This window comes from Streptomyces sp. NPDC037421, assembly GCF_055602105.1.
Genome location: NZ_JBVJWV010000043.1, coordinates 1 through 21,565 on the forward strand (window position 1 = coordinate 1; position 21,565 = coordinate 21,565).

Sequence of the window (21,565 nt, forward strand, 5' to 3'; positions counted from 1 at the left end):
CCCCCCCCCCCCCCCCCCCCCCCCCCCCCCCCCCCCCCCCCCCCCCCCCCCCCCCCCCCCCCCCCCCCCCCCCCCCCCCCCCCCCCCCCCCGCCGGGTGGGGTCAGCTGCCGCTCTTCGCCGGGTCCTTGAGCCCGATCGTTGCGTAGTCGAGCTGGCCGCCGAAGGACGTGTGGCCGAAGGCGCCGGCGATGTTGGTGCCGACCAGCAGCGGCATGCGCTCGATGACGGCGGGCGCCGTCGGGGCCTTGGCCAGGATCTCCCCGTCCAGCTGCCGCCACGCCGCGTTGGCCTGCGCGGCGTCGGTCATGCCCGCGATCTCGTCCATCCGCTTCATCGTCGCCTCGTCGCGGAAGAGCGAGTGGTTCCCGGAGTTCCCCTTCTCCTTGATGTAGCGGCCGTCGAAGAGGAAGGGCAGGAAGGTGGAGCCGGAGGGGTAGTCGGGGCACCATCCGGTGTAGACGAGGTCGGTGCGGCTCTTGGTGTCACCGATGGTGTCGTAGAAGGCCGACGGATCGACGGCGTCGATCGTGACCTTGATCCCCGCCCGGCCCAGGGACTGCTGGACCGCCTCGGCAACCCCCTTGTCCCCGTTGGAGACGGTGAGGGTGGTCGGGAAGCCGTCCGGCCTGCCCGCCTCCTTCAGGAGTCGCTTCGCCTTCTCCACGTCACCCGTGGCCGGGACCCCCAGCGTGTCCGGCTGTGTGCCGCCGAAGAGCGAGCCGGGCATGAGCGCGGTGGCGGTGTCGTTGAGGGCCGGGCCGCCCGAGGCGGTCAGCACCGCTTCGCGGTCCAGGGCGTACTGCACGGCCTGCCGGACCTTGACGTCGTCGAAGGGGGCGCGGCCGGTGTGCATCTGCACCATCTCGGTGCAGTTGGTGGACTCGGCCAGCAGCCGCGCCCTGACGTCGGCCCTGGTGAGCACCTTGGGGGTGCTCTCGGGTCGCAGCTTGCCCCAGGAGACCGCGGAGGCGTCCAAGGCCTCCGAGGCGACGAGCCGGTCGTCGATCTGGTTGGCCCTCAGTCCCATCACCACGACCAGCTTGTCCGGGTACGCCTTGCGCACGGTGTCCGTCGCCGGGTCCCAGTGGGGGTTGCGGACCAGCACCAGCCGCTTGTCCCGGTCGTACGACTCGATCTTGTAGGGGCCCGAGGAGAACGGGCGGCTGTCGTACTGGGGGCCCTTGTCCCGGGCCGGGGGCACCGGGGCGAAAGTGGGCAGGACGGTGGCGTTGGGGAACTCCGCGAAGGGCTTGCGGAGTTCGAACACGATCGTGTGGTCGTCGGGGGTCCTGACGGAGTCGAGGTGCTGCCCCTGGCCGGGGCCCCGGTAGCCCTCGGCGCCGGCCAGGTAGCGGGCGGCGTAGTCCGGGCCGCCGGGCAGGTCGGGGGAGAAGGACCGCTCCACGTTGTACTTGACGTCCTGTGCGGTGATCGGGGTGCCGTCCTCGTACGTCAGGCCCCTCTTGAGCTTGAAGGTCCAGGTCCTGGCGCCGTTGGAGGAGACGCCGAGGTCCTCGGCGAGGTCGGGGACCAGCTCTCCGCCCTTCGCGCCCGGTTCCGCCTTGTACGTCACCAGCGTGCGGTAGAGCAGCCGGGTGCCGAAGTCCATGTCGCCGATCACCCAGTTGCGGGCCGGGTCGAGGTGGGTGAAGTCCTGGTTGGACAGGACGGTCAGCGTGCCGCCCTTCTGCGGAGTGCCGCCGACCGCGGCCCCCGCGTTGGCGAGTGCGGGGTTCTTCGCGTCCTTGTCCTGCCGACTGCCGCCGGAATGGCCGCTGTTGGAACAGCCGGCCATGGCGAGCGTGACGGTCGCCGCCAGGGCGGTGGCGACGGCGTGGAGAGTGCGCTTGTCCATCAGTGGTCACTCCGTGAACAGTCGGGCAGCCTGAGGCTGAGGAGGCTGGAATGTGACCGATAACATAGTTATGTGAAATGGCACTCACAATTGTCGTGCCTCCATAACGCCGAGTTATGGGTAACCGGGGGCTCCGCAGCCGCCGTTGGCCACGCCATGCTGTTGCGCAATGTCACACGTCACTATGTGGCCCCTGATGCCAGGCGGCCGCGAAAGGGACCCATGAACCCCGCGTACGCGACCGTCGACCACGTCTTCACCGTCCCCCTGGACCACGCGGCCCCGCACGGTCCGACCATCCGGCTCTTCGCCCGGGAGGTCACGCAGGCGCACCAAGCACACGGGCGACTGCCCTGGCTGCTCTACCTGCAGGGCGGACCGGGCGGCAAGTCGCCCAGGCCGACCGCCGCTTCACCCGGCTGGCTGCCCCACGCCCTCAAGACCCACCGGGTCCTCCTCCTCGACCAACGCGGCACGGGCCGCTCCACCCCCCTCACCGCCCGGGCCGCCTCCCGCTTCGCCTCACCGGCCCGGCTGGCCGACCACCTCGGCCACTTCCGCGCCGACTCGATCGTCAACGACGCCGAACTGATCCGCCGGCAACTGTGCGGCGACGAGCCCTGGGAGACCCTCGGCCAGAGCTACGGCGGCTTCATCACCCTCACCTACCTCTCCCGTGCCCCCGAAGGCCTGCGGGCGTGCTACGTGACCGGAGGCCTGCCCGGCCTCACGGCCACCGCCGACGACGTCTACGCCCGCACCTACCCCCGGGTGCGGGACCGCGTCCACGACTTCTACGCCCGCTACCCCGACGACGCGGACCGGCTGCGCGAGCTCGCCCGCCTCCTGGCCGCCACCGATGTGCGCCTGCCCGACGGAGACCGGCTCACCCCCCACCGCCTGCGCACGCTCGGCCTCGCCCTCGGCATGGGCGACGGCTTCGAGCGGATCCACTGGCTCCTCGACGAATCCCTCGACGAGGAAGCGAAGCCGACCGACACCTTCCTGCACCAGGTGATGACACTGACCGGCTTCACCGACAACCCGCTCTTCGCCGTCATGCAGGAGACCCTGTACGGCCAGGGCGCCGGGCCGACGGGCTGGGCGGCGTCCAGGGCCTTGGCGGCCTTCCCCGAGTTCGCCGAGGACGCCGACCCCCTCCTGCTCACCGGAGAAATGATCTACCCCTGGATGTTCCGGGAGATCAAGGGCCTGCGCCCCTTCGCCGACGCCGCCGACCTGCTCGCCGAACGCTCCGACTGGCCGGCGCTGTACGACCCTCACCGCCTCGCCGCCAACCGGGTCCCGGTCGCCGCGCTCGTCTACCACGACGACATGTACGTGGACTCCGGCCTCTCCCTGCGCACTGCGCGCGAGGTCGGCGCCACCCGGGCGTGGGTCACCAACGAATGGGAGCACGACGGTGTCACCGCCTCCGGCGGCCGCGTGCTGTCCCGCCTGATGGACCTGGCATCGGGCCGCGCGTAGCACCCCCGCAGCAACCTCCAGCCCCGCCCCCGACGGGAGAGACATGACCACCCCGCCCCACCGCCTGAGGCCGCTCGCCGCGGCCGTCGCCCTCATCTCCAGCCTGTCCGCCCCCACCGCGTCCGCCGCCCCCGTCCCACCGCCCCCCGCCGCCGGCTGCGCCCTCCCCGGCCGGACCGGCTGGACGGACGAGGGCCACGACACCGACCGGACCCGGTTCCAGCCCGCCACCGGAACCCGCCGCGTCCTGACGCTCCACGTGGACTTCCCCGACGCCCCGGCCACCGACTCCACCGAGCCGTACGCCGCTCACCTCGCCCCGGCCGCCGACTGGTTGGGCCGCGCCGGCTACGGCCGTCTGCGCCTGGACAACACCCCACTGCACCGCTGGATCCGGATGCCGGCGGACTCCACCTCGTACGGCTTCGCGCGCGGACTCACCTTCGAGGCCCACGAGAGGTACCTCCGCGACGCGATCACGGCCGCCGACCCGTACGCGGACTTCTCCCGCTACGACATGGTCTACGTCGTCCCCACCAGGACGGCGACCGCCATCCCCTTCTCACCGACCTACCTCTACGACCCGGCCACCCCCGGCATCACCGCCGACGGCACCCGCCTGAAGTGGGCCGTCACCTTCGGACAGGACATGTGGCGCTGGGGCCACAAGGTCGCGGCCCACGAGACCGCCCATACCTTCGGGCTGCCCGACCTCTACGCCTTCACCGGCGCCACCCACCAGTACGCCGGCGGCTGGGACGTCATGGGCGACATCGCCGGCCACGCCCCGCAGTACCTCGGCTGGCACTCCTGGAAGCTCGGCTGGACCCGCGACGACCAGGTCGCCTGCCTGCCCTCGTCCGGCCGCCGGACCGTACGGCTGACCCCCGTGGAACGGCCCGGCGGAACGAAGATCGCCGTACTGCGCACCGGTGAGACGACGGCGTACGTCGCGGAGTCCCGCCGCGCCCAGGGCAACGACAAGGCCGCCTGCTCCGCCGGCGTCCTCATCTACAAGGTCGACTCCGCCGCCCCGACCGGCGAGGGCCCGGTCCGGATCACGAACGCGAACCCGACCACGCCCCCTCCTCCCGGATGCAGCCCGCTGGACCTGGCCGCGTACACACCGGGACAGAGCTTCACCGACCCCGCGACCGGCGTGCGCGTCGACGTCCTCACGGGCGGACGGACCGGAGACACGGTGCGGCTGACCGCGGCCGCCCCCGCCGCATGACGTCGCTGTCGTGAAGCCGATTCCCAGTGGAAGGCACTTTCTGCGTGGGCCGGGCCCGCCGATCTGGCCGGTTCAGGCGGTCGGGGCGGGCGGGGCGGGCGGCCAGTCCGGGGCGGGGTCCTCGGAGAGCAGCGGGCGCAGGGCGCCGACCGCCGCGCCGACGCAGGTGTCCCGCAACTCGGTGCGGGTGCAGGTCTCGCGCGTGAGCCAGTCCACGCACAGCACCTGGACGAACACGAGCCAGGCCTTCAGTGCCGCGGAGACCGCGGCGTGCGTGCGTGCGTCGTCGAGCGGGAGCACACCGAGCAGGCGTGAGCGCAGGGCGTCGAGTTCGTCCGTCATGATCGTCTGGATGACAGGGTCGCCCGCCAGCACCCGGTTCGCGGCCAGGACGGCGTGGCGGTTGGGGATGAAGTAGTCGAGGTGGGCGTCCAGGCCCTGGGTGAGCTGCTCGACGAGCGTGGCGCCGGGGTCGAACGTGGTCGCCTCCAGCAGCCGGTCGCTCGCCTGCTGGTAGACCGCCGCGAAGAGGGCGTGCTTGCTCGGGAAGTGCTGGTAGAGCAGGGCGCGGGACACGTCGGCCTGCCGGGCGACGTCCCCCGCCTGCTGGAGGGTACGCACCGCTGTTGCGGGTGCTACACCGTTGGGTACGCCCGTGCGGCGCAGCCCGTCGTACCAGCGCCAGGCCCACTCCTGGTCGGCGAGTAGGCAGCCTTCCAGGGACGAGGCGAGCGAGGACCACACCTGATCGCGCCGTGCCTGGGCTTCCGTCCGAGCGGCGCGGCGATCGGTGAGCGGCGGTCCGATTTCCTGGAGCACGTCCCTGAGACCGAGGTCGGCGGCCGAGGACCGCAGCCGGGTGTCGAGCCAGTCGAGCTGCACCGTCGCGGCGGCCCCCGTGATCGGCTTACCGAGCAGGAGTGACAGGTCGTTCCTCTCCTCTACTGCCAGTCCGGACAGCCGCACCGAGCCGGTGGCCTGGAGCCCGTTGCCCTCCAGGCGTTTGCGTGCAGATTCCCAGAGCCGGACGAGGCCCGGCCCGGCCAGCCAGTCACGTGTGGCGGCGGGGAGCCGGCTCATACGGACACCAGGCGCCGGTGTCGGCCGTTCCAGGTGTAGTGCAAGGCGGCGACCCCGCGTGCGTGCGGGTCGCGGAGGCACTCGTAGATGTGCAGGGAGGGCACCTCGGGCCAATTGCCCATGAGCCTCTCGCTGGTGAGGACGAAGTCGAGGTCGAGGTCGACCAGGATGCGGCCGAGCCGGCCATGGGTGGGTTCGTCGACCTTGGCGAAGGCGTCGTCCAGGAGGATCAGCCGGGGAGCGTGCGGTGCGGACTCGCCGAGGGTCGTGAAGTGGGCGGCGGCTGCGGCGAAGAGCACGAGATAGGAAAGCACGCGCTGTTCGCCCTGGCTGAGTCCGGTGCGTCCGGTGAGCTTGCGTTTGCGGCCGGGGACGGCGTCCTCGACCACGAAGGTGTGGAAGCGGAACCAGTCGCGGTAGTCCAGCGCGGTACGCAGATGGGCGGCGTACCCGGCTGACGGATCGGTCCGGCGGGCGTCCTCGATCCGCCGCTGCAACACCTCTCGCAGCAGCTCGCCCTGCTCACGGGTGCGCAGGATCGAAGGACTGCGCAGTAGCTCGACGGCTGCCCGCACGTCGGCGTCGACGTCCTCGTCCAGCTTCCACTGCAGCTCCACGCCGAGCCCGTGTGAGGTCCGCACGGTCTTGAGCGTGTCGTTCAGTGCGGAGACGAGGTTGGCGGCGGTGACGACCTGTGTTGACAAGTGGTCACCGAGTTCGCCGGTGAGGAAACGTTGGAAGACCTCACTCTCACGCTCGGTGAGGCGACCACGGGCTTCGGCGGCCCGAGCAGCGATGCGCTCTCCGACGACGGCGACGTCGTGCGGACCGTGGTCATCGACCGGGCGGCAGACCTTGATCCCGGCGAGTTCCTCGAGTTGCGCGTCGTACCCGCCGGCCAACTGGTCGCGCAGTGCCGTGTGCCCGTTGAGGAGGGTGCTGTCCGAAACTTCCTTCCTCGAACGGTCGAGACCGCCCCGCACCGCATCGGCCAGCTCGCGCAGGGACCGGATGCGGTCACGGACGTCCGCGCCGGGGTCGTCCAACAGCAGTGCGGGCAGGGAGGAACGGTCCAGCCCGGCGCCACGGATTACCTCCGGACGACCGACCGCACCGCGGAGGGTGCTTCCGGCGGTGATGACGGCCGTCTGCTGTTCCAGCAACTCTTCGAGACTTCGCTTCTCGTCCTCCTCCGCGCGGACCCTCCGGTCGCGGAGGCCGTGGTGTCCCCGTCGGGATCCCGGCAGCGCCTGGGCGGCGGCCGCGACGCGCTGCTTGGTCTCGTCTTCGCGGGCCAGGATCTCCTCTTCGGAGGAGCCGATGGCTTCTTCGCGAGTGCGGAGGTCCTGCTGGGCCGAGCGCAGTTCGCCGAGTCGGAGACCGTAGTCTTCCGCTGCCTCCAGGCGGTCGTGGTGGGCTCGTACGTACCTGGTGTGACCGGCCCGGTGCCTGTCCAGCCCGTCGGCCACGCCGCGGATGGCCCGGCACATGCGTCCGATCCCGTCGAGCAGGGTTGCGAGGGCGGTTCGTACGCGATCCAGGGCCTCGGAGTCGGTGGGGAGGCCGTGGGCTGTTGCGGTTCCCTCTGCTTTGCTACGGGCGGCCACGGCCTCCGCACGTGCCTCCTCGGCCAGGCGTGCCGCCTTCGTCGCCTTGGTGGTCAAGTTCCGCAGGTCTTTCTCCCCGGAGTCGAGCTCGTGCCAGGCGCGGGTGAGGGACTGCGGCCGGGGGAAGTCGCGTTCCGCCGATGCCAGGTCCCGGCGTATGGTGTCGAGCCCGTCGAGTTGTCCGCTGTAGTCGGACAGCCGCTTCTCCGCTTCCGCCCACCGAACTTCCAGTTCGGCGATCTTCCGGCGTCGTGTCTCGGCTCGTACGGCGGCGCCCACGTATTCGGCACCGTCCTTGGAATGCCGGCCGCGGAGGGGACCGAGGCGCCAGCTGCCGTCGTAGTACACCGCGCTGGTGGCGGCGAGTTCCTGAGCTGGGGCGAGGGCGACGGCGGACAGGAGGTGTTGGACCCGTTCGCGCGCGACGCCGCCCTCCGGTTGCGCGGCGGGGCGCAGCGCGGCGGCCAGGGTCGAGCCGTCCGGCGGTACGGTCCCAGGCTGGAACAGGACGTCTCGCGTCAGGGGATCGAGGAGCGTTCCGTCCGAGGTCACCCAAGCGTCCAGAACCCCGCTCGCTTCGAGCGCTGCCTCCAGGCCTGCCCGGTCGGCGGAGGACAGGTCGTCAGCGAAGTCCACCAGCCGGTAGAAGGGCGCTCCGGTACTTGGATCGCGCTCGGCGGTGCGGTGGTGCGGGGTTGGCGGCTCCGGATCGGTTCGCCGCTCCCACTCCTCCTTCTCCCTGGTCAGAAGGTCGCGTTCCTCGGTGAGCCCGGCGACGCGCAGCGCCAGGGCGTCCCGCTGTTGAGTCAGTTGCACACCGTACGGCTCCAGCAACGTCAGGGCGGTGCGCTTAGCCTGCCCGTCGATGTCGGGTGGCAGCACCCGCTCCGCGAAGGGGGCCTGCGACGAGGTCTCACAGGCGACCGTCGCACGGACAGGATTCAACGGAGGGCAGTCCGGGCCGGCCACGGACCGGGCGTGCTCCAGCCAAGCCTCCACCTGACGGAGGTAGCCCCCGCTCTCCTCGGCTACCTTCTCCCGATGGCCTTCGAGGCGGCCCGCAGCATCCTCCGCCTCCCCTTCGAGCCGTTCATGTTCGGCATCCGCAACAGCTGCCCGTGCCCGTGCCTCCACAACCTGTGCTACCAGGCCGACCACCTCTTGCACCGTCCGGGCTCGGTGCTTCACCACCGTGCCGGCGTCCTCCAGCTGTCCTTGCCAGGACCGCAGGGCGGATTCCGCTGCCGTGGCGTCCACGGCGATCACCTGTTGGTGCCGCACGATGTGGACTTCTGCGTCAGGCCCCGTGAGTTCCGCCGCCGAAGCTCCGGCCACAGCCGTTCGGGGCAGGCCGACGGTCTCGCCGAGATGCCCTGTGGGGAGTCCCGCCCTCTCGGGCTGCACCACGAGCTCGCGGTGATCCGTACCTAGTTCGCCAAGGCGTTCGCCCAGTTGTGCGATGCCCTCGGCCAGGCGGTCGGCCGCACCCTCTTCCGTGTCGTGCGCCTTGGCGAGCGCGGCGAAGGACGTTCCGGCCGCTGTGCCCAGGGCGCCGACCGTGGTCCGGCGCTCGGACAACTCTTCCGAGCTGCGGTATGCGCTACTCGCACGCAGGGCGTCGAGCTCGGTCCGGGCGGCTTGCTCCTCCTCGCGCAGCGCGCGCAGACGTGCTTCCGTACGTCGCGTCCTCGTCGGGTTCCCACAGCATCAGGGCCGTGAGGCCCGCCTCGGCGAAGCTCCGTCCCAGGGTGTGGAGCAGATCGTCTGGCGAGCGCCAGGAGTGCGGCTCGCCGTAGCGGCTGTTGGCCTCGGTCGGATTGAGGATGTGCCGCCAGCTGCCCTTCGCGGCAAGCTCCATCCAAGAAGTTGCGGCATGAGCCCCGTACCGGCGAAAGAGCGGCCTGCCGGAGAAGCAGCGTTCGAGGTCGCGTCCGCTCTCGGCTGCCGGCGCGGCAAGCTCGTCGGCGAAATGGGCACGCACCTCCTGCTCCGAGGTGCCGTCCCGGAGCATTCGGCACACACGCGTGACCAGGACACAGTCACGGAAGCGTGCGAGGTCATCGGCCGCGATCTCCTCCAGGAGACCCGGCTCGACATCCCAGGGCAGCGTGCCGAGGAGGTGCGTTCGGATGACGTGGTCGGCAGGCGAGTCAGCGGCCCAACTGAGGAGTTGCCGATGGCGGGACGTGTGCTGGGACACCACTTCTGCCCACATGGTTTCCCACGCCCTCTGCGCGGCGACGTAGGCCTCGTACGAAGAGCCGGCATCTTCCTGCTCGCCGCTCTTCTGCAGGCGGGGGAACACCGGCAGCAGATCGAGGGCGACGGCGAAGACATCCTCGTGCAGGTCGGGCTGCTGAAGACGACGTACAGGCGGGAGCTCTCGCACTACTTCCGCAGAGTTGCGCTTCAGGTGTCCGAATCAGCGGTCTCCGGTACGAGCACGGTGACGATCTTGGCCGCGATCCATCTGCCCGAGGCGATCTGCGTCTCCCCGACACTGACAGGGTGGAGCAGCATTTCCGTGGCCGCCAGTACGGACAGCACGGCGCTGCGGACGCCGAGGGCCGGCGCCAGGCGTCGGTAGAGATCCAGCAGTTTGGCCGCTTCCTTGGCCAGAATCCTTCCTTCGAACCAGTCCCCGTCGTTGCGTGCCTGCCTGAGGCCGTCGAGGACCTCTAGGACATCCTTGGGGTTCCAGCTGTCAGCCGTCGACAGCCACACAATCAGCTCCGCGAGCGGGTCATCGGCAGCCGCCCGAAGGGCGGGGGGTCCACGCCCTGGGCGGACACCTCACGACGGGGTTGCGGCAAGTTCGCTTCCAGCTCGACCAAGCTCGTCTCGACGGGATGCACGTCCAGTACGTTGTAGAAGAGCGTTCGGGTCATCGCCGCGAGGCCGAGCCCTTGGACCTCGCTGAAGGGCTTGATCTCCCAGCCCGGCTCGTCAACCGCCCGCTGGACATGTCCTTCGAACTGGTTGAGGGCGTGGGTGCTTAGGTTGGCCCGCGGTGCTTGCGGGTTTTTCTGCGCAGCTTCTGCCGCGCCACGAGTCACCCGCCAGACGAGGTTGTAGATCTCCCCCAGGGGACGGCACTCGGCTACTTTGCCCATCGCCGTCCTGAGTCGTGCCACGTGATTGTCCGGTACTGCCGGCAGTCGTACTTCCTCAAGCCGGTATTGGAAGTAGCGCAGCCCTTCGGCAACCAGCAGCTCGTGGGCAACTGCCAAAAGCTCGCCCTGCTCGTCCGCCGTCATGTCTCTGGGCACCAGCGCAGCGGCGAGATGCTCGTCGAGCCCCTCCACGGCCTTGCCCATGCTCGTTCCGATGGGCGCGAAGTAGTGAGCGACTGTGGGATAGAACTGGTGCGTCAGTTCGGGCCGTGGAATGGCGCCGAGGTCACCCCCGGCCTCACGAACGGCATCCTCGAAGGAAGCCGGCTCCCATACCACCGCACTTGCAGGGCTCGACGGATGGATGGCGATGAGGGATGCCCGCACCAACGACCCGAGGAGCTTGGAGATCTCTCCATTGTCCGGATGCAGTGGTACTGGCCAGGAGCCCACGCTCCTGAACGGATCCGATGCGGGCGCGTAACGCAGGAGCGCGAAAGCCCCGACCATCTCCCGGATGCCAGCCACCGGCAGCTCCTGCGAAATGGAAGGGAACGCGACGGGATACCCGGCGGCCATCTCGTCCAACTGCTGCTGATGCCACCGGGACCGAGCCTCAGCAATGACCCGCTGAGCCGCCTCTGCCTCCTTCTGCTCTTCCCGCTTTGCCTTGCGCGCTGGATTCAGCACCACCTTCACTGCCGCCAGCAAGGACTCCTTGCAGTCGACACAGACCTGCTGCTCGCCGTCGCGCAACCGCTGGAAAGCAGTACGCGAAGTAAGGCTCAGCTGCCCTCCACACTTCGCGCAGGCCACTCCCTCCACCACGGCCCGCACCCCGGCGGCGGCGACGGCATAGATCTGCCGGCCCCAACCAGATGTGTCGATCTGTGCCGTCTTCTCACACCACACCGCCGTCCCGAGCTCAGAGTGGAACCCGGCCAAGGCCCAGTAGCGCTCTCCAATGGAGACGAGCTCAGCGTCCGCACCCGCCACCGGCACCAAGGTGGGGATGAGGGCGGCATGCGCGTCGGTGGCCGAACGCACGTCGGGGGAATCAGTCACGACGCTCACCCTATGCAGCCGTGGGTCAGCCCGCCTCCGAATCAGCCGTCCGGGCCGGGCTCCGCTGACAGTTGTCAATCGATCGCAGGGGAGCCGGCACGCCGCAACGCATGCAGGTGCACTGCCTGTCGTGATGGGCCTGGCCCGCTCGGTGTTCGCCGGTGCCTGGCCAATCCAGGGTGTGAATGTGCTGGTTACAGCCAATCGCGCTTCTTGAAGATGACGTACAGGCTGACGCAGACCACTGCCATCAGCAGGATTGCGAAGGGGTAGCCGCCTGCCCACTTGAGCTCGGGCATGTCCTCGAAGTTCATGCCGTAGATCGTTCCCACCAATGTGGGGGCGAAGAGGATGGCGGCCCAGGAGGAGATCTTCTTGAAGTCGTCACCCTCAGGTCGCTGACCTGCGGAAACCGGCTGGATGGGTGCCCTGACCTGCGACGATCCCTCTTTCCGGCCCTTTCGGCGTGCTGCCCATCGATGCGGCCGATCCTCCCCAGCCGCTCCCCAACCGGGCTTCATTCTCCCCAGATTCTCCCCAGCCGAGGATGGTTCCGAGGGCGGAGTGCCGCTGGCCAGGGGGTGGACCGCGCTCCGGGATGGGGTAGGCCACGTAATGGAGGCCGGGGTGGGCGAATGACCGTCATGAGCCGCTGGAGATATCCATGGGTGCGCCGCAGGACACGGCCGATCCTGCTCTCGATGCACCCGCCGCGATTGAGATGCCCAGGGCAGGGCCGACACCTGTTGCCTCCCGAGCCTTGGGGCTGACACATGACAGGCAACGTCATGCCCGCTGGCCCGCCATGTAAGACCTCGGCAGGTGCCGATCGAAGAGCTTCTGTGTCATACCCGATGGTTCGGTATCCGCCCGCCTCGCCCATGTCACCCGGGGCATGCGCGGCCGCCTCTTTACTGGACTCACCGGCCCGAGGAAGGTGGACTTTGCTGCTCATCGCGCGACGAGCCCACGTTCCCCTGTTGCCGCTCTCGACCGTCTGCCGTCGGCAACGGGGTGGGCGACAGCGGCCTTTCTTGGAGACGGAGGGCTCCCAGCAGAGATGCGAGGCATCAGGGAGACGGCGGTGGAGCATCATTACGGTGCCGTCGGGATACACGGAGCCGGGCAGTCCCTCCGTGTGAAGGAGGAGGATTGTTTCCCACGGCGGATGGTTGCTGCTGGACGCCCTGGTACCGCTAGGCCACTCGTTGTCTAGCACGGCATTCATCGCCAACTCGAAGCCCTCGGACCGTGATGAGACCCTCGCAAGCTACGGCGGCTGAACTGTGCCCCGCGATGGCTCGAGATCCGCTAGGTTTGGTCCTTAAGGGGAGAGAGGCGACGGTGGAGCAACCAGGAGAACTTCCTTTGCTGCGGCAGTTTCGGGCCTGGCTGGGGGGTGAGTCCGACAGTCGGCGTGCCGACTTCTTCACCCATGGACTCATCGTCCTGGACTCGAATGCGCTGCTGAGTCTCTACGAGTACACCCCAAGGGCTCGGGATGAGGTCCTGGCGGCCTTGAAGCGTGTCAAGCCACGTTTGTGGTTGCCGCACCAGGTGGGCTTGGAGTTCGTACGAGGCCGTCACCGCGTCCTCGACAATCGAGCCAAGGCGCTCAAGGCGGCACCAGGCGCAGTGAATCAGAAGATCGGCGAAGCGCGGCAAGCTGTCCTCATGGCCAGGCGCCAGGTTCAGGATCTGCTGATGCGCTATGGCCGGGATCAGGCTGCGGCGGATGCTCTGGGTGCGGGTATTAGCGACAAGGCCATTGATGACCTCCTCGCGTCCTGGCGCGAGGAACTGCTTACCCACATCCAGGGCCTCAAGGCCCACGATCTGAAGCTGTCCACTCTCGGTGTAGATGACCCGGTTCTCCAGAGCGTTGCGGAACTCTTCGGTGACCGAATCGCGCCACACCCCGGGCCTGAGACCATTCGCCGACGGGTCGAGGAAGCGGCATCGTATAGATATCCGAATCATATACCGCCAGGTTTTTCAGACAGGGGCAAAGAGACTCCATTGCGATCGGCAGGCGACTACCTCCTCTGGGAGGAGGTGATCGAGCATGCTGCGACCGTCGGTACCCATTTTCAAGTCCTCTTCGTCTCGGCAGATACGAAGGACGACTGGTATGAGCCGGCAGAGCCTGGGCGGGGACCGCGTCCATGGCCTTTGCTTGCCGAAGAGCTGCACATGCGCAGCGGGGCTGAACTCCGAGTCGAGACCCCCCAGCAGTTTTTCGCGGGCATTGAGGATTTTCTGGGCGCTAACCTGGATGAAACTACCTTCCAGGAAATCAACAGAGTGGTTGAGGTGCCAACGCGGCTGCGGCTCCTGCAGGAGGCGATCGAGTACGGCCATACGGATCTCAGGGGATTTCTGGAAGCCACCGCCCATCCGCTTGGGGACATATATAGAACCGGCTCCTCCTGGACCCAGATTCTGGGTCGAGCTGGCCTCACTGAGGGACCGGTGTCCGAGGGTGAGGCGGCTCTACTCCGACGTGTTCCATCGTTCCTTCACGTGGATGATCCTGCACGTGTGGCCGCATACCGGACCCTGCTAGGCGATGACCTACCGCCGTACGCGCGACTCGAACCCGAAATGCAGGCGTACGCCCGGATGCTGCTCTTCAACCTATGGCCCTTGGCGAAGTTTGACACCTATCAAGAGGGACTCGACGCGCTGCGGCCCCTACAGGCAGTGCGCCACGAGCTTAGGGACATACTGGCCCTGGGCCGACCCTCGCGCATCGTTGGAGCACAGCTGCGCCTACCAGAAGCGGGGTCGCTGCCCCTGCATATCCATGCCTCGTACACGCGCGAGGAGATCCTTACCGGACTGGGTGAATCTGAGCTGAAGGGATACCTTCCTGGTCACTTCCGTGAGGGCGTCAAGCGGTGCGGGAACCTCAACGCGGACGCACTCCTGATCACCGTGGATAAGGACCCAGTCGACGCTTCCTTCCTTACTGACGAAGTTTGTTCCGCTGACAGATCGCGTGGCGACTTCGCTCTCAGTACGTCGTTGTTCCGCTGGGAGTCGCAGACGCAGACAACGGCAGAGTCGCCAGCCGGGACTCGCTATCGGTCCCCCGCCTCACACGTCCTGCTGTTTGTTCGAGGTCATCGGCGCTCGACCACCGGGGCTGCAGAACCCTGGGTGCTTCTTGGTCCGGCTGACTACGTCGAGCATCAAGGAGACCGGCCCATGAGCGTGTTGTGGAAACTGCATCACGAGCTGCCTGAAGATGTCTGGGCGTACGCGGCTCGCGAGTGAGTAGAAGAAGGCCATGAGCACCGAGCCGACACAAAGCTACTCGTACGCGGGGCAGCCGCTGGTGGGGCCGTCGTCCAGGGGAACGTCGGCTATGTAGCGTTCGGAGGCCGAGCGGGCACCTTTGGGCTCGGCGCGCCCGGTCGGCTTCGCAGGGCCCAGGGCGGAGGTGACTGCGATCTCGAGTCGCAGGCAGCATTCTGGCCTCACTGCGCTGCCCGGCACCACCACCGGACCGTGCATGGGACCGGTCCCCTGGAGATGTCCAGCTCGTCGGCACCGATCACGCCGCGCCCGCATGGATCGTGTCTCGCAGCAGGCAACACTGTCCCGTGATCAAGGAAGTGCGTCGCCAGGATCGTCGGGGCGGTGGCCGTGAACGCGGTACACGAGCTCGTCCGGGTGACGCATGACCCTGGCCAGCCGCCACGCTGCGTCGTATGGCCTGCGGCCGCGCTCCCGGGACCACAGGTAGAGGGCGAGCAGACTGGTGAGCGGGTCGAGCAGCCAGCGCAGTATGGAGGTCTTCACTGCTCGTCCTCCGTTGTGAAGGGGATGGTTGCGGGGGACGGCGCCACGGGCTCCAGGTCGTCGGACGGCGACGGCCAGGGGAACCCGTCGGCCCAACCCATCTGCTCGAAGAGCGTGCGGGCGGTGGCCATGAACCGCGCCTGCCGCCCGGGCGCGGAGTCCAACTGCTCCCAGACGTAGAGGAGGGTGTGCGCGAGCCGCTCGGCTTGCGTGCGCTCGGCGACCGACGTCCCCACCAAGGGCAGGATCGTGTTCTTGAACGACGTCCAGTCGAGGGCCGACAGGTCGTCCAGATGTCGCTCCAGCCACCACAGGCGGGCGGTGTCCCGGTCCGCGCACACGGTCCGAGCCAACTCCTGCCGGCACAACTGTTCCTGCGCGAGCCGGAGTTCCACGTCGCGCAGGGCGTTCTGGTGCCTCTGAGCCCGGTCGGCATCCTGCTGGGGAAGCAGCAGGGTGAGTCGTGCCCTAACCCAGATGTCGGGACGGCTGTCGGGGCTGTGCCACGGCGAGACCGCCAGGGTGAGCCTCTGCCGAGCGCACTCCAGCTCCTCGGGACTGTGCTTCCCGGCGATACTGCGGCCGAGTTCGTCCAAGGCCAGGCGGGCCGCCGCTCGCGCGGCGGTCCCGTGGTGGCTCCCGGCCGCCCGGGGAGGGGCCAGATAGGTGAGAGTGCCGTGCGCGAGAAAGCGGACGCCCGGTAGGCAGGTGGGCCAGTACGCAGTGAACCGGCCGACCCGCTGTCTCCACCAAGGACCGGGACGATCGGTCACGCCTCCGACGCCTTCCGGACGAGGCTGTAGTGCTGCATGGCAGAGCCGAGGATGTCCCGCCAGAACGGCCGGACCACCGCGCCCTCGGCCACCAGGAGCCGGTCGAGACGCAACCGCAGCCGCGGCGGGGCGAAGACCTCCGCGAGCAGGGCAATCACCGCGTCCCTGTGGTCGGAGTCGTGCTCGAACCGCTCCTGCCACCGAGTGAGCTGGCCGAGCACGGCGTCCACGGCTTCGTTGGTGGACAGCAGCGCCTGCCAGGCATGGACGAAGTGCTCCCTGCTGGACGCGTCGCGAGCCGAGGCGAGGACCAGGTCCGTACCCGCGTCACTGGAGACGAGTGCCATGAAGGACCCCAACGCTTGGCGGTGTGCCTTTTCGCCGGTCTCGGTCCCGTGCTTCCTCAGCCACTGCACGACGGTCTTGTCCACGAGGCCGGGGGCCTGGCGGAGGAGCTCCCGGAAGGCGTCGATCAGCTTCTCGGCGCCGAACTCCTTCCCGCCCGCCGCTTTGCCCAGGCGGGTCAGGGCGAGCGCCGGCTGCTCCGAGCCCCATGGCCCGCCACAGATGTCGACGACCAGATCGAGCTTCTCCGCATTGTTGGACTCCGCCCAGTTGAGGAGCCGGTCCCGTACGTAGCGGCCGAGTTCGGCGTCGGTCGCGGCCTTGGTGAGCGCCTCGACGGCCAAGATCCGCCGAGGGCCGGTGAGTCCCATTGCGAGGTCGTCGAGCACCTTCCTGTCGTGCCGACGCACCGCCAGGCGTAGGAGGGCCTCGCTAGCCAGGCGAGCGTCGTCTTCCGGGATGGATCGATTCGCGGCGACGCCGATCGCCCACTTGGTCAGCAGGTCGTGTTGGGTGGGGAACTCGTCCCACAGATGGCGCAGGATGGCTGCGGGCAGACCCTGACGGCTCTGGTCATGGTGGGCGCGGTCGCCGACGGGAACGATCTCGGCAGCTTGGAGCCGGCGGGACGAGGTCGCGTCGGTAAGCACATCGGCCGGTCCGCGCGCCTGGCCCAGCGAGGCGAGCAGGTCGTCGGACGCGCGGACGATGGAACCGCGCCGCCCTCCGTCGAGCAGTGCTCCCGTCCACACAGTGACCCGAGTGGACAGCAACGATGGACTCCCGTCCACCGAACCGCGCTTGTTAAGCAGCTTCTCTACCGTGGTGTGCCAGTCCCCGAAGCGGTCCAAGGCTTCCTTGAGCTGTTCCCTGCCAGTGACCGCAGCGAGGAGTCCGGCCAGGCGGCACGCCTCACGGGCGGAGGGATCAGTTGTCCAGATCGGGGAGAAATTCTCGTCCGTCAGCCAGGCCACCCGGTCCGCGTGACCGTGCGCGTCGAGTTCGGCCTCAACCAGGCGCCGCGCGCTGGGGGACTCCAGCCGTACGGTGACGTCGCCGGTGGCGTCGGCCCACGCGCCCTGCCAGTCGCCTGGGGTGGCGAGCACGACCAGGAAGGACCCTCGTTTGCGCAGCGTCGCTCCATGACGGAGCAGGTCCTGCCCGAAGCGGGCGGGCGGCTCGTCCGGGAGGTCGGAGAGGTCGAGTACGAAGCCCGTCGCCGACCGCACGGGCAGGCACTGGGTGCTGGGCTTGGCCCACTCCGGTTCGAGGTCGAACAGCCCCGGCTCCTGCAGTGCCGCCGCACGGCGCAGCAGCCGTACGGCTGCGGTCCGCCGACCGCTGCCGGCGGGCGCGCAGAGCACCACGACACCGTGTTCTTCGAGGATCTTGGCGGCGTCTGGTAGACGGTTCGGCTCCCGGGGCTCGACGAAGCGCTGGTCCTCGCTCGCCCGGTAGGCGGAGTCGCGGCCGTCGATGGGCAGGTCCTGGACGTAGTCACCGTTCAGGTGCACGGCGTAGTTGTACGCCTGGACATTGTTGTCGCCGTATTGGTGGTACTCCGTGTTCGACGGCGGCGAGTCGGCCGGTGCTTCCTGCGTCGGCGGTTTCGCCGGGTCCGTACTGCGGTGGGTCGCGTCGGGAAGCTCGCTGCTCTGGTCGCTCATCGCTGCCCCCGCTCGCCGTAGAGGTTGTACGCCTGAGTGTTCTTTTCGCCGTACTGGTGGAAGTTCGCCGCGCCGGGACCCGCCGGAGCCGCGGGAGCCGGCGCCACGCGCGCCGCGGCTCCCGGGTCCGAGTCGTCCCCGGCCGCAGCGGACGGCTCGAAGATGTCCGGATCCGCGAGCCCCCAGTCGAAACCCGGAAGGTGCAGATAGGCCGGCTGCTCGAACTTCTTCACCCTCACCAGATGCCGGTGGAAGTGCGCCGGCAGTACGTCGTCGTTGACGCAGCCGCTGTCGAAGACGTCCTCGTACACCCGCTGGGAGACGATCACGGCGGTGTTGGTGATCTCGGGATGCCCACGCTCGAGCACCGCCCGCAGCGCCTTGTCGTCCAGGAGCCGGTGGGTGTGCACCATGGGCACCCCGAGACCGCTCTGAGGCAACGGCCCGACGTGGATGCTGACCCGCAGCTGTAGCGGCTTGAGGTGCGGGTTGTCGGCCCGCCGACGGCCGAGCGCCTGGCGAAGCGCGTCGGGGAAGTGCCCCACCAGCGCGGGCAGGACCTCGGGGTCCATGCCTGCGACGTAACCGTCGCCCGTGTGCTGGCCGAACACGCGCCGTTCCCAGTGCGCACTGACGTTGCTGGCGCTCAGCGCCTGGGCCAGCAGGGGCGGGATGTCGGCGTTGACCCGCTGCATTCCCTTGCTGTCAAGTGTTCCGAAGTCCCTGGCGTCCACGGCCAGCACGGCCCGGTAGGGCCACAAGGGCTCCCACGACGGCAACATGCGCCGCTCCTCTCGTCGCTCTCCCCACCCACGCGGTGGGGAGAGCACCACCCTGTTCGAGGAGCAGGGAGCCGACCGTCCAGCGCTGGACGGTACGAGTGTGTGGCACGTCACATCGCGGGAGCTCCGCGCGGCGGCCGGTCGCCGTCTCCCACCCCGTCGCCCTGCGCCGCGGCTCTCAGCAGGGCAGGATCCCTGACAACGAGCCGCCGACGGCCGAGCGTGACGATGCCGTCGGACTGTAGACGCGCGAGGGCGGCGAGCGCGGACGACCGGCTCATGCCCGCCATGGTGGCCAAGTCCTCCCTGGGTATGCCGAGTTCGACGACAACACTGCCGTCCCCGTCCCGGTGACCCACTTCGTCCGCGAGATGGGCGACCACCCGTGCCAGGCGCGCCAGCGGCGGCAGATGCGCAAGGTCTGCGCGCAGACGTTCCTGGCTGTTCAGTCGGTCCACGCTCAGCCGGTACACGACCGGTTCCAGGCGATGCCGGTCCACGTATCCACGGAAGGCGTGTGCGGCCATGACAACACCGGTGCAGGGACGTACCGCAGTCACGGTCGCCGAACGCGGACGGTCGAGCAGCACACCCATCTCACCGAGGACCTCGCCGGGGCCACGGAGCATCAACGTCAGACGGTCCCCGGCCCCATTGCCCTGCACCACCTTGACGAGCCCGTCGACCAGCGCGATCACACCGTCGGGCGACTCACCCTGGGCCAGCAGTACCGCCTGGCTGCGGTAGGTGCGCCGATGCCCGCGTTCGATCAAGTCACGCCACACATCTGGAGAGACCAAGGAAAGGAAGTTCACAGTGACACCTCTTGGCGCGTCACGCGAAGACGGTGGCCACGGCGAAGGAGCCGCAGCCCGCGACGGCCAGGACGAGAGAACACTGCACCCGGCGGTGTTTGGCCCAGGCGATCTCGCTCATCACCACCACTTGCCGGGTGAGAGAAGGCAGCGGGTCCGTGTTCCGCAGCGCCCGCTCCAGCACGGCTGGTTCCATGAGCCGGAGGTGTCCGAAGTACAGGAAGTCGCCATCCGGATCTGGTCCTCGCCGCTCCTTGCCGAGCCGGGGAGAAACAGCCCATGCGGCGCAAGCGGCACCCGCCATGATGAGTACGACACCCAGCCACAACAGCGTCTGCGCCGCGACGGACTCGAACCCGCCCGCCGCCCGCCGTGAACTCGCCAGCAGACTCAGTACGGCCAGCGTGGTGGACTGCAGGGTCAAGGCGAGTGCGGCTTTCGAGTCCGCCTTGGCCGTAGCATCCGCGACGGCTGACTGGATCTTCCATGCTGTTTCGGTCGGCTCAGTCGACACGTTGACATCCCCCCAAGTGCAGCGAGTGTTTACTCGCTGTTGCTGCGCTGAAGGATGCGCAGGCATGGCCGTCTGAAAACGCACGGCGGACATCTTGGCCTGAACCGGGTCTGCCAATCGAACAGTGCAACGAGGGTGGCTGGGGTTACTGACGGCTGCGGAGAGGCGGCCGTCGAAGGTGTCGTCGACATTCCCACCGACAACCGTTCGCTCCGTCCGGAGGCAGAGACCATCCTGGTTCAGCTACGAACGTGAGGTCATGTGCAGACATCAGGATCCGGCGCGGTGAGTGCGGCGGCACGGAAAGCATTGCGGATCTCAGTTAGGGGTTCGCGGTCGCGGTTGAAGCGGAGTTTGTTGGCGAGGAGGACAGCCCAGCGCCCCTGGGTGGGACTGATCCACATGCCCGTGCCGGTGAAGCCGTAGTGGACCCAGACGTCCTCGGCGGGGGTGGTGCCGGGGGCGGGGTGCCAGAAGAGGCCGCGTGCGGGGGTGAGGGCGCCGGTCTGGAGGTGGAGGGAGTCCTTGATCCAGGTCGGGCCGAAGGCGGCCTGGGTGGGGGCGAGCATGTGGCGGAGGAAGCGGGTGAGGTCGTCGAGGACGGAGAAGGTGCCGGCGATGCCGCAGACGCCGCCGAGGAGACGGGCGGAGAAGTCGTGGGCGGTGCCCTTGAGGTGGGTGCCGGTGGTCTCGTCGTACTCGGTGGGGGCGCAGCGGGCCGCCTCGGTGGCGGGGAGGGGGCCGAAGCGGGTGTGGGTCATGCCCAGGGGGTGCCAGACGCGGTCGGTGGCGAGCCGGTCCAGGGGCTGGCCCGAGAGGTGTTCGGCGAGGTAGCCGAGGACGAGGGCGGCCCGGTCGGTGTACTCGACGGCCTCGCCCGGCGGGCGGTGGAGGGCTTCGTGGAGGACGCCGTCGCGGATGTCCTGGGGGTCGGTGCCGTAGAGGTTCTTCAGGTTGGCGCGCAGGGGCAGGCCCGCGGTGTGGGTCAGGAGGTGGTGGGCCGTGGCCCCGGCCAGGGGGTGGCCGGCGACCTCGTTCCAGAAGGTGCCCAGAGGGGCGTGGAGGTCGAGTTTGCCCTCTTCGGCGAGCGTGCCGATCGTGGACCAGACGGCGAGGATCTTGGTGAGGCTGGCCATGTCGAAGACTGTGTCCAGCCGCATGGGCTTGTCGGGCCGGTCGGGGTCGAGGAGGCCGATGGCTCCGCTCGCGCGGATGCCGTCGGCGTCCCCAAGCGCCCACACCGCGCCGGGGTAGACCTCCTCGCGCACGCCGGTCTGCAGGAGGTCTTCGATACGGGTGGTGGAGGGCGTGGTCATGGTTTCCCGATCGTCGTGCGGCCGCGGGTGGTCCGTCGGTCAGGTTAGTGAGGCCGCCAGGACTGTTCCGGCTCCGCCACGGGCGGAGTCAGGCGAGCTGGT

General features: G+C 68.9%; 16 protein-coding genes and 1 pseudogene. 3 read left to right on the forward strand and 14 right to left on the reverse strand.

The genetic code is table 11. The features are described from left to right. Positions 1-102: 102 nt before the first annotated feature. The gene (locus tag ACZ7IF_RS35200) at positions 103-1,857 is read right to left on the reverse strand and encodes an ABC transporter substrate-binding protein (RefSeq protein ID WP_470980247.1); all 1,755 of its coding nucleotides are present in this window, start codon (positions 1,855-1,857) and stop codon (positions 103-105) included. Positions 1,858-2,079: 222 nt separating this feature from the next. On the opposite strand from ACZ7IF_RS35200, the gene ACZ7IF_RS35205 reads away from it, so the two are divergent. Then, the gene (locus ACZ7IF_RS35205; RefSeq protein WP_470980249.1) at positions 2,080-3,345 is read left to right on the forward strand and encodes an alpha/beta fold hydrolase; all 1,266 of its coding nucleotides are present in this window, start codon (positions 2,080-2,082) and stop codon (positions 3,343-3,345) included. A 43-nt stretch (positions 3,346-3,388) separates the two neighbouring features. After that, on the forward strand, positions 3,389-4,579 hold the full coding sequence (locus tag ACZ7IF_RS35210; RefSeq protein WP_470980252.1) for a M6 family metalloprotease domain-containing protein: 1,191 nt from the start codon (positions 3,389-3,391) through the stop codon (positions 4,577-4,579). 72 nt (positions 4,580-4,651) lie between these two features. Here the strand turns inward: ACZ7IF_RS35210 and ACZ7IF_RS35215 are convergent, their stop codons facing one another. The 6 genes and pseudogenes from ACZ7IF_RS35215 to ACZ7IF_RS35240 form a co-directional block, all read right to left on the reverse strand. Further along, positions 4,652-5,659 (reverse strand): TIGR02679 domain-containing protein, encoded by a 1,008-nt coding sequence (locus ACZ7IF_RS35215; RefSeq protein WP_470980255.1) that lies wholly within the window; start codon positions 5,657-5,659, stop codon positions 4,652-4,654. Beyond that, entirely contained in the window at positions 5,656-8,931 is a 3,276-nt protein-coding gene (locus ACZ7IF_RS35220; protein WP_470980344.1) for a TIGR02680 family protein, read from the reverse strand. The genes ACZ7IF_RS35215 and ACZ7IF_RS35220 overlap by 4 nt, the downstream gene beginning before the upstream one ends. Then, positions 8,867-9,655, reverse strand: a complete 789-nt coding sequence (locus ACZ7IF_RS35225; RefSeq protein ID WP_470980257.1) for a hypothetical protein — start codon at positions 9,653-9,655, stop codon at positions 8,867-8,869. Before ACZ7IF_RS35225 ends, ACZ7IF_RS35220 begins: the two co-directional genes overlap by 65 nt. A gap of 20 nt (positions 9,656-9,675) precedes the next feature. Next, entirely contained in the window at positions 9,676-9,990 is a 315-nt protein-coding gene (locus tag ACZ7IF_RS35230) for a hypothetical protein (RefSeq protein ID WP_470980260.1), read from the reverse strand. 2 nt (positions 9,991-9,992) lie between these two features. After that, positions 9,993-11,444, reverse strand: a complete 1,452-nt coding sequence (locus ACZ7IF_RS35235; RefSeq protein ID WP_470980263.1) for a hypothetical protein — start codon at positions 11,442-11,444, stop codon at positions 9,993-9,995. A 194-nt stretch (positions 11,445-11,638) separates the two neighbouring features. Further along, a pseudogene (locus ACZ7IF_RS35240) lies at positions 11,639-11,824 on the reverse strand (CorA family divalent cation transporter); the annotation flags it as partial. 988 nt (positions 11,825-12,812) lie between these two features. On the opposite strand from ACZ7IF_RS35240, the gene ACZ7IF_RS35245 reads away from it, so the two are divergent. Further along, a complete protein-coding gene (locus ACZ7IF_RS35245; RefSeq protein ID WP_470980266.1) occupies positions 12,813-14,723 on the forward strand; it encodes a PIN-like domain-containing protein in 1,911 nt (636 codons plus the stop codon). 333 nt (positions 14,724-15,056) lie between these two features. Here ACZ7IF_RS35245 and ACZ7IF_RS35250 read toward each other — a convergent pair whose 3' ends face one another. The 7 genes from ACZ7IF_RS35250 to ACZ7IF_RS35280 form a co-directional block, all read right to left on the reverse strand. After that, a complete protein-coding gene (locus ACZ7IF_RS35250) occupies positions 15,057-15,251 on the reverse strand; it encodes a hypothetical protein (RefSeq protein ID WP_468886141.1) in 195 nt (64 codons plus the stop codon). After that, complete coding sequence (locus ACZ7IF_RS35255; protein ID WP_470980270.1) at positions 15,248-16,024, reverse strand: hypothetical protein; 777 nt, start codon at positions 16,022-16,024, stop codon at positions 15,248-15,250. Before ACZ7IF_RS35255 ends, ACZ7IF_RS35250 begins: the two co-directional genes overlap by 4 nt. Continuing rightward, the gene (locus tag ACZ7IF_RS35260; protein WP_470980273.1) at positions 16,021-18,036 is read right to left on the reverse strand and encodes a hypothetical protein; all 2,016 of its coding nucleotides are present in this window, start codon (positions 18,034-18,036) and stop codon (positions 16,021-16,023) included. Before ACZ7IF_RS35260 ends, ACZ7IF_RS35255 begins: the two co-directional genes overlap by 4 nt. Beyond that, positions 18,033-18,818 carry a hypothetical protein gene (locus ACZ7IF_RS35265; RefSeq protein WP_470980276.1) on the reverse strand — a complete coding sequence of 262 codons (786 nt, stop codon included), beginning with the start codon at positions 18,816-18,818 and terminating at the stop codon, positions 18,033-18,035. Before ACZ7IF_RS35265 ends, ACZ7IF_RS35260 begins: the two co-directional genes overlap by 4 nt. 110 nt (positions 18,819-18,928) lie before the next feature. Then, positions 18,929-19,633 (reverse strand): Crp/Fnr family transcriptional regulator, encoded by a 705-nt coding sequence (locus ACZ7IF_RS35270; RefSeq protein ID WP_470980279.1) that lies wholly within the window; start codon positions 19,631-19,633, stop codon positions 18,929-18,931. Between the two features lie 19 nt (positions 19,634-19,652). Next, on the reverse strand, positions 19,653-20,147 hold the full coding sequence (locus ACZ7IF_RS35275; protein ID WP_468886151.1) for a Pycsar system effector family protein: 495 nt from the start codon (positions 20,145-20,147) through the stop codon (positions 19,653-19,655). Positions 20,148-20,404: 257 nt separating this feature from the next. Beyond that, positions 20,405-21,463, reverse strand: a complete 1,059-nt coding sequence (locus tag ACZ7IF_RS35280) for a serine hydrolase domain-containing protein (protein WP_470980282.1) — start codon at positions 21,461-21,463, stop codon at positions 20,405-20,407. Between the last annotated feature and the right edge of the window lie 102 nt (positions 21,464-21,565).

Excerpts from the sequence above, each read along its gene's own strand:
- ACZ7IF_RS35200 (WP_470980247.1), bottom strand. The coding sequence starts at position 1,857 with ATGGACAAGCGCACTCTCCACGCCGTCGCCACCGCCCTGGCGGCGACC.
- ACZ7IF_RS35205 (WP_470980249.1), top strand. The coding sequence starts at position 2,080 with ATGAACCCCGCGTACGCGACCGTCGACCACGTCTTCACCGTCCCCCTG.
- ACZ7IF_RS35210 (WP_470980252.1), top strand. The coding sequence starts at position 3,389 with ATGACCACCCCGCCCCACCGCCTGAGGCCGCTCGCCGCGGCCGTCGCC.
- ACZ7IF_RS35215 (WP_470980255.1), bottom strand. The coding sequence starts at position 5,659 with ATGAGCCGGCTCCCCGCCGCCACACGTGACTGGCTGGCCGGGCCGGGC.
- ACZ7IF_RS35260 (WP_470980273.1), bottom strand. The coding sequence starts at position 18,036 with ATGAGCGACCAGAGCAGCGAGCTTCCCGACGCGACCCACCGCAGTACG.
- ACZ7IF_RS35265 (WP_470980276.1), bottom strand. The coding sequence starts at position 18,818 with ATGTTGCCGTCGTGGGAGCCCTTGTGGCCCTACCGGGCCGTGCTGGCC.
- ACZ7IF_RS35280 (WP_470980282.1), bottom strand. The coding sequence starts at position 21,463 with ATGACCACGCCCTCCACCACCCGTATCGAAGACCTCCTGCAGACCGGC.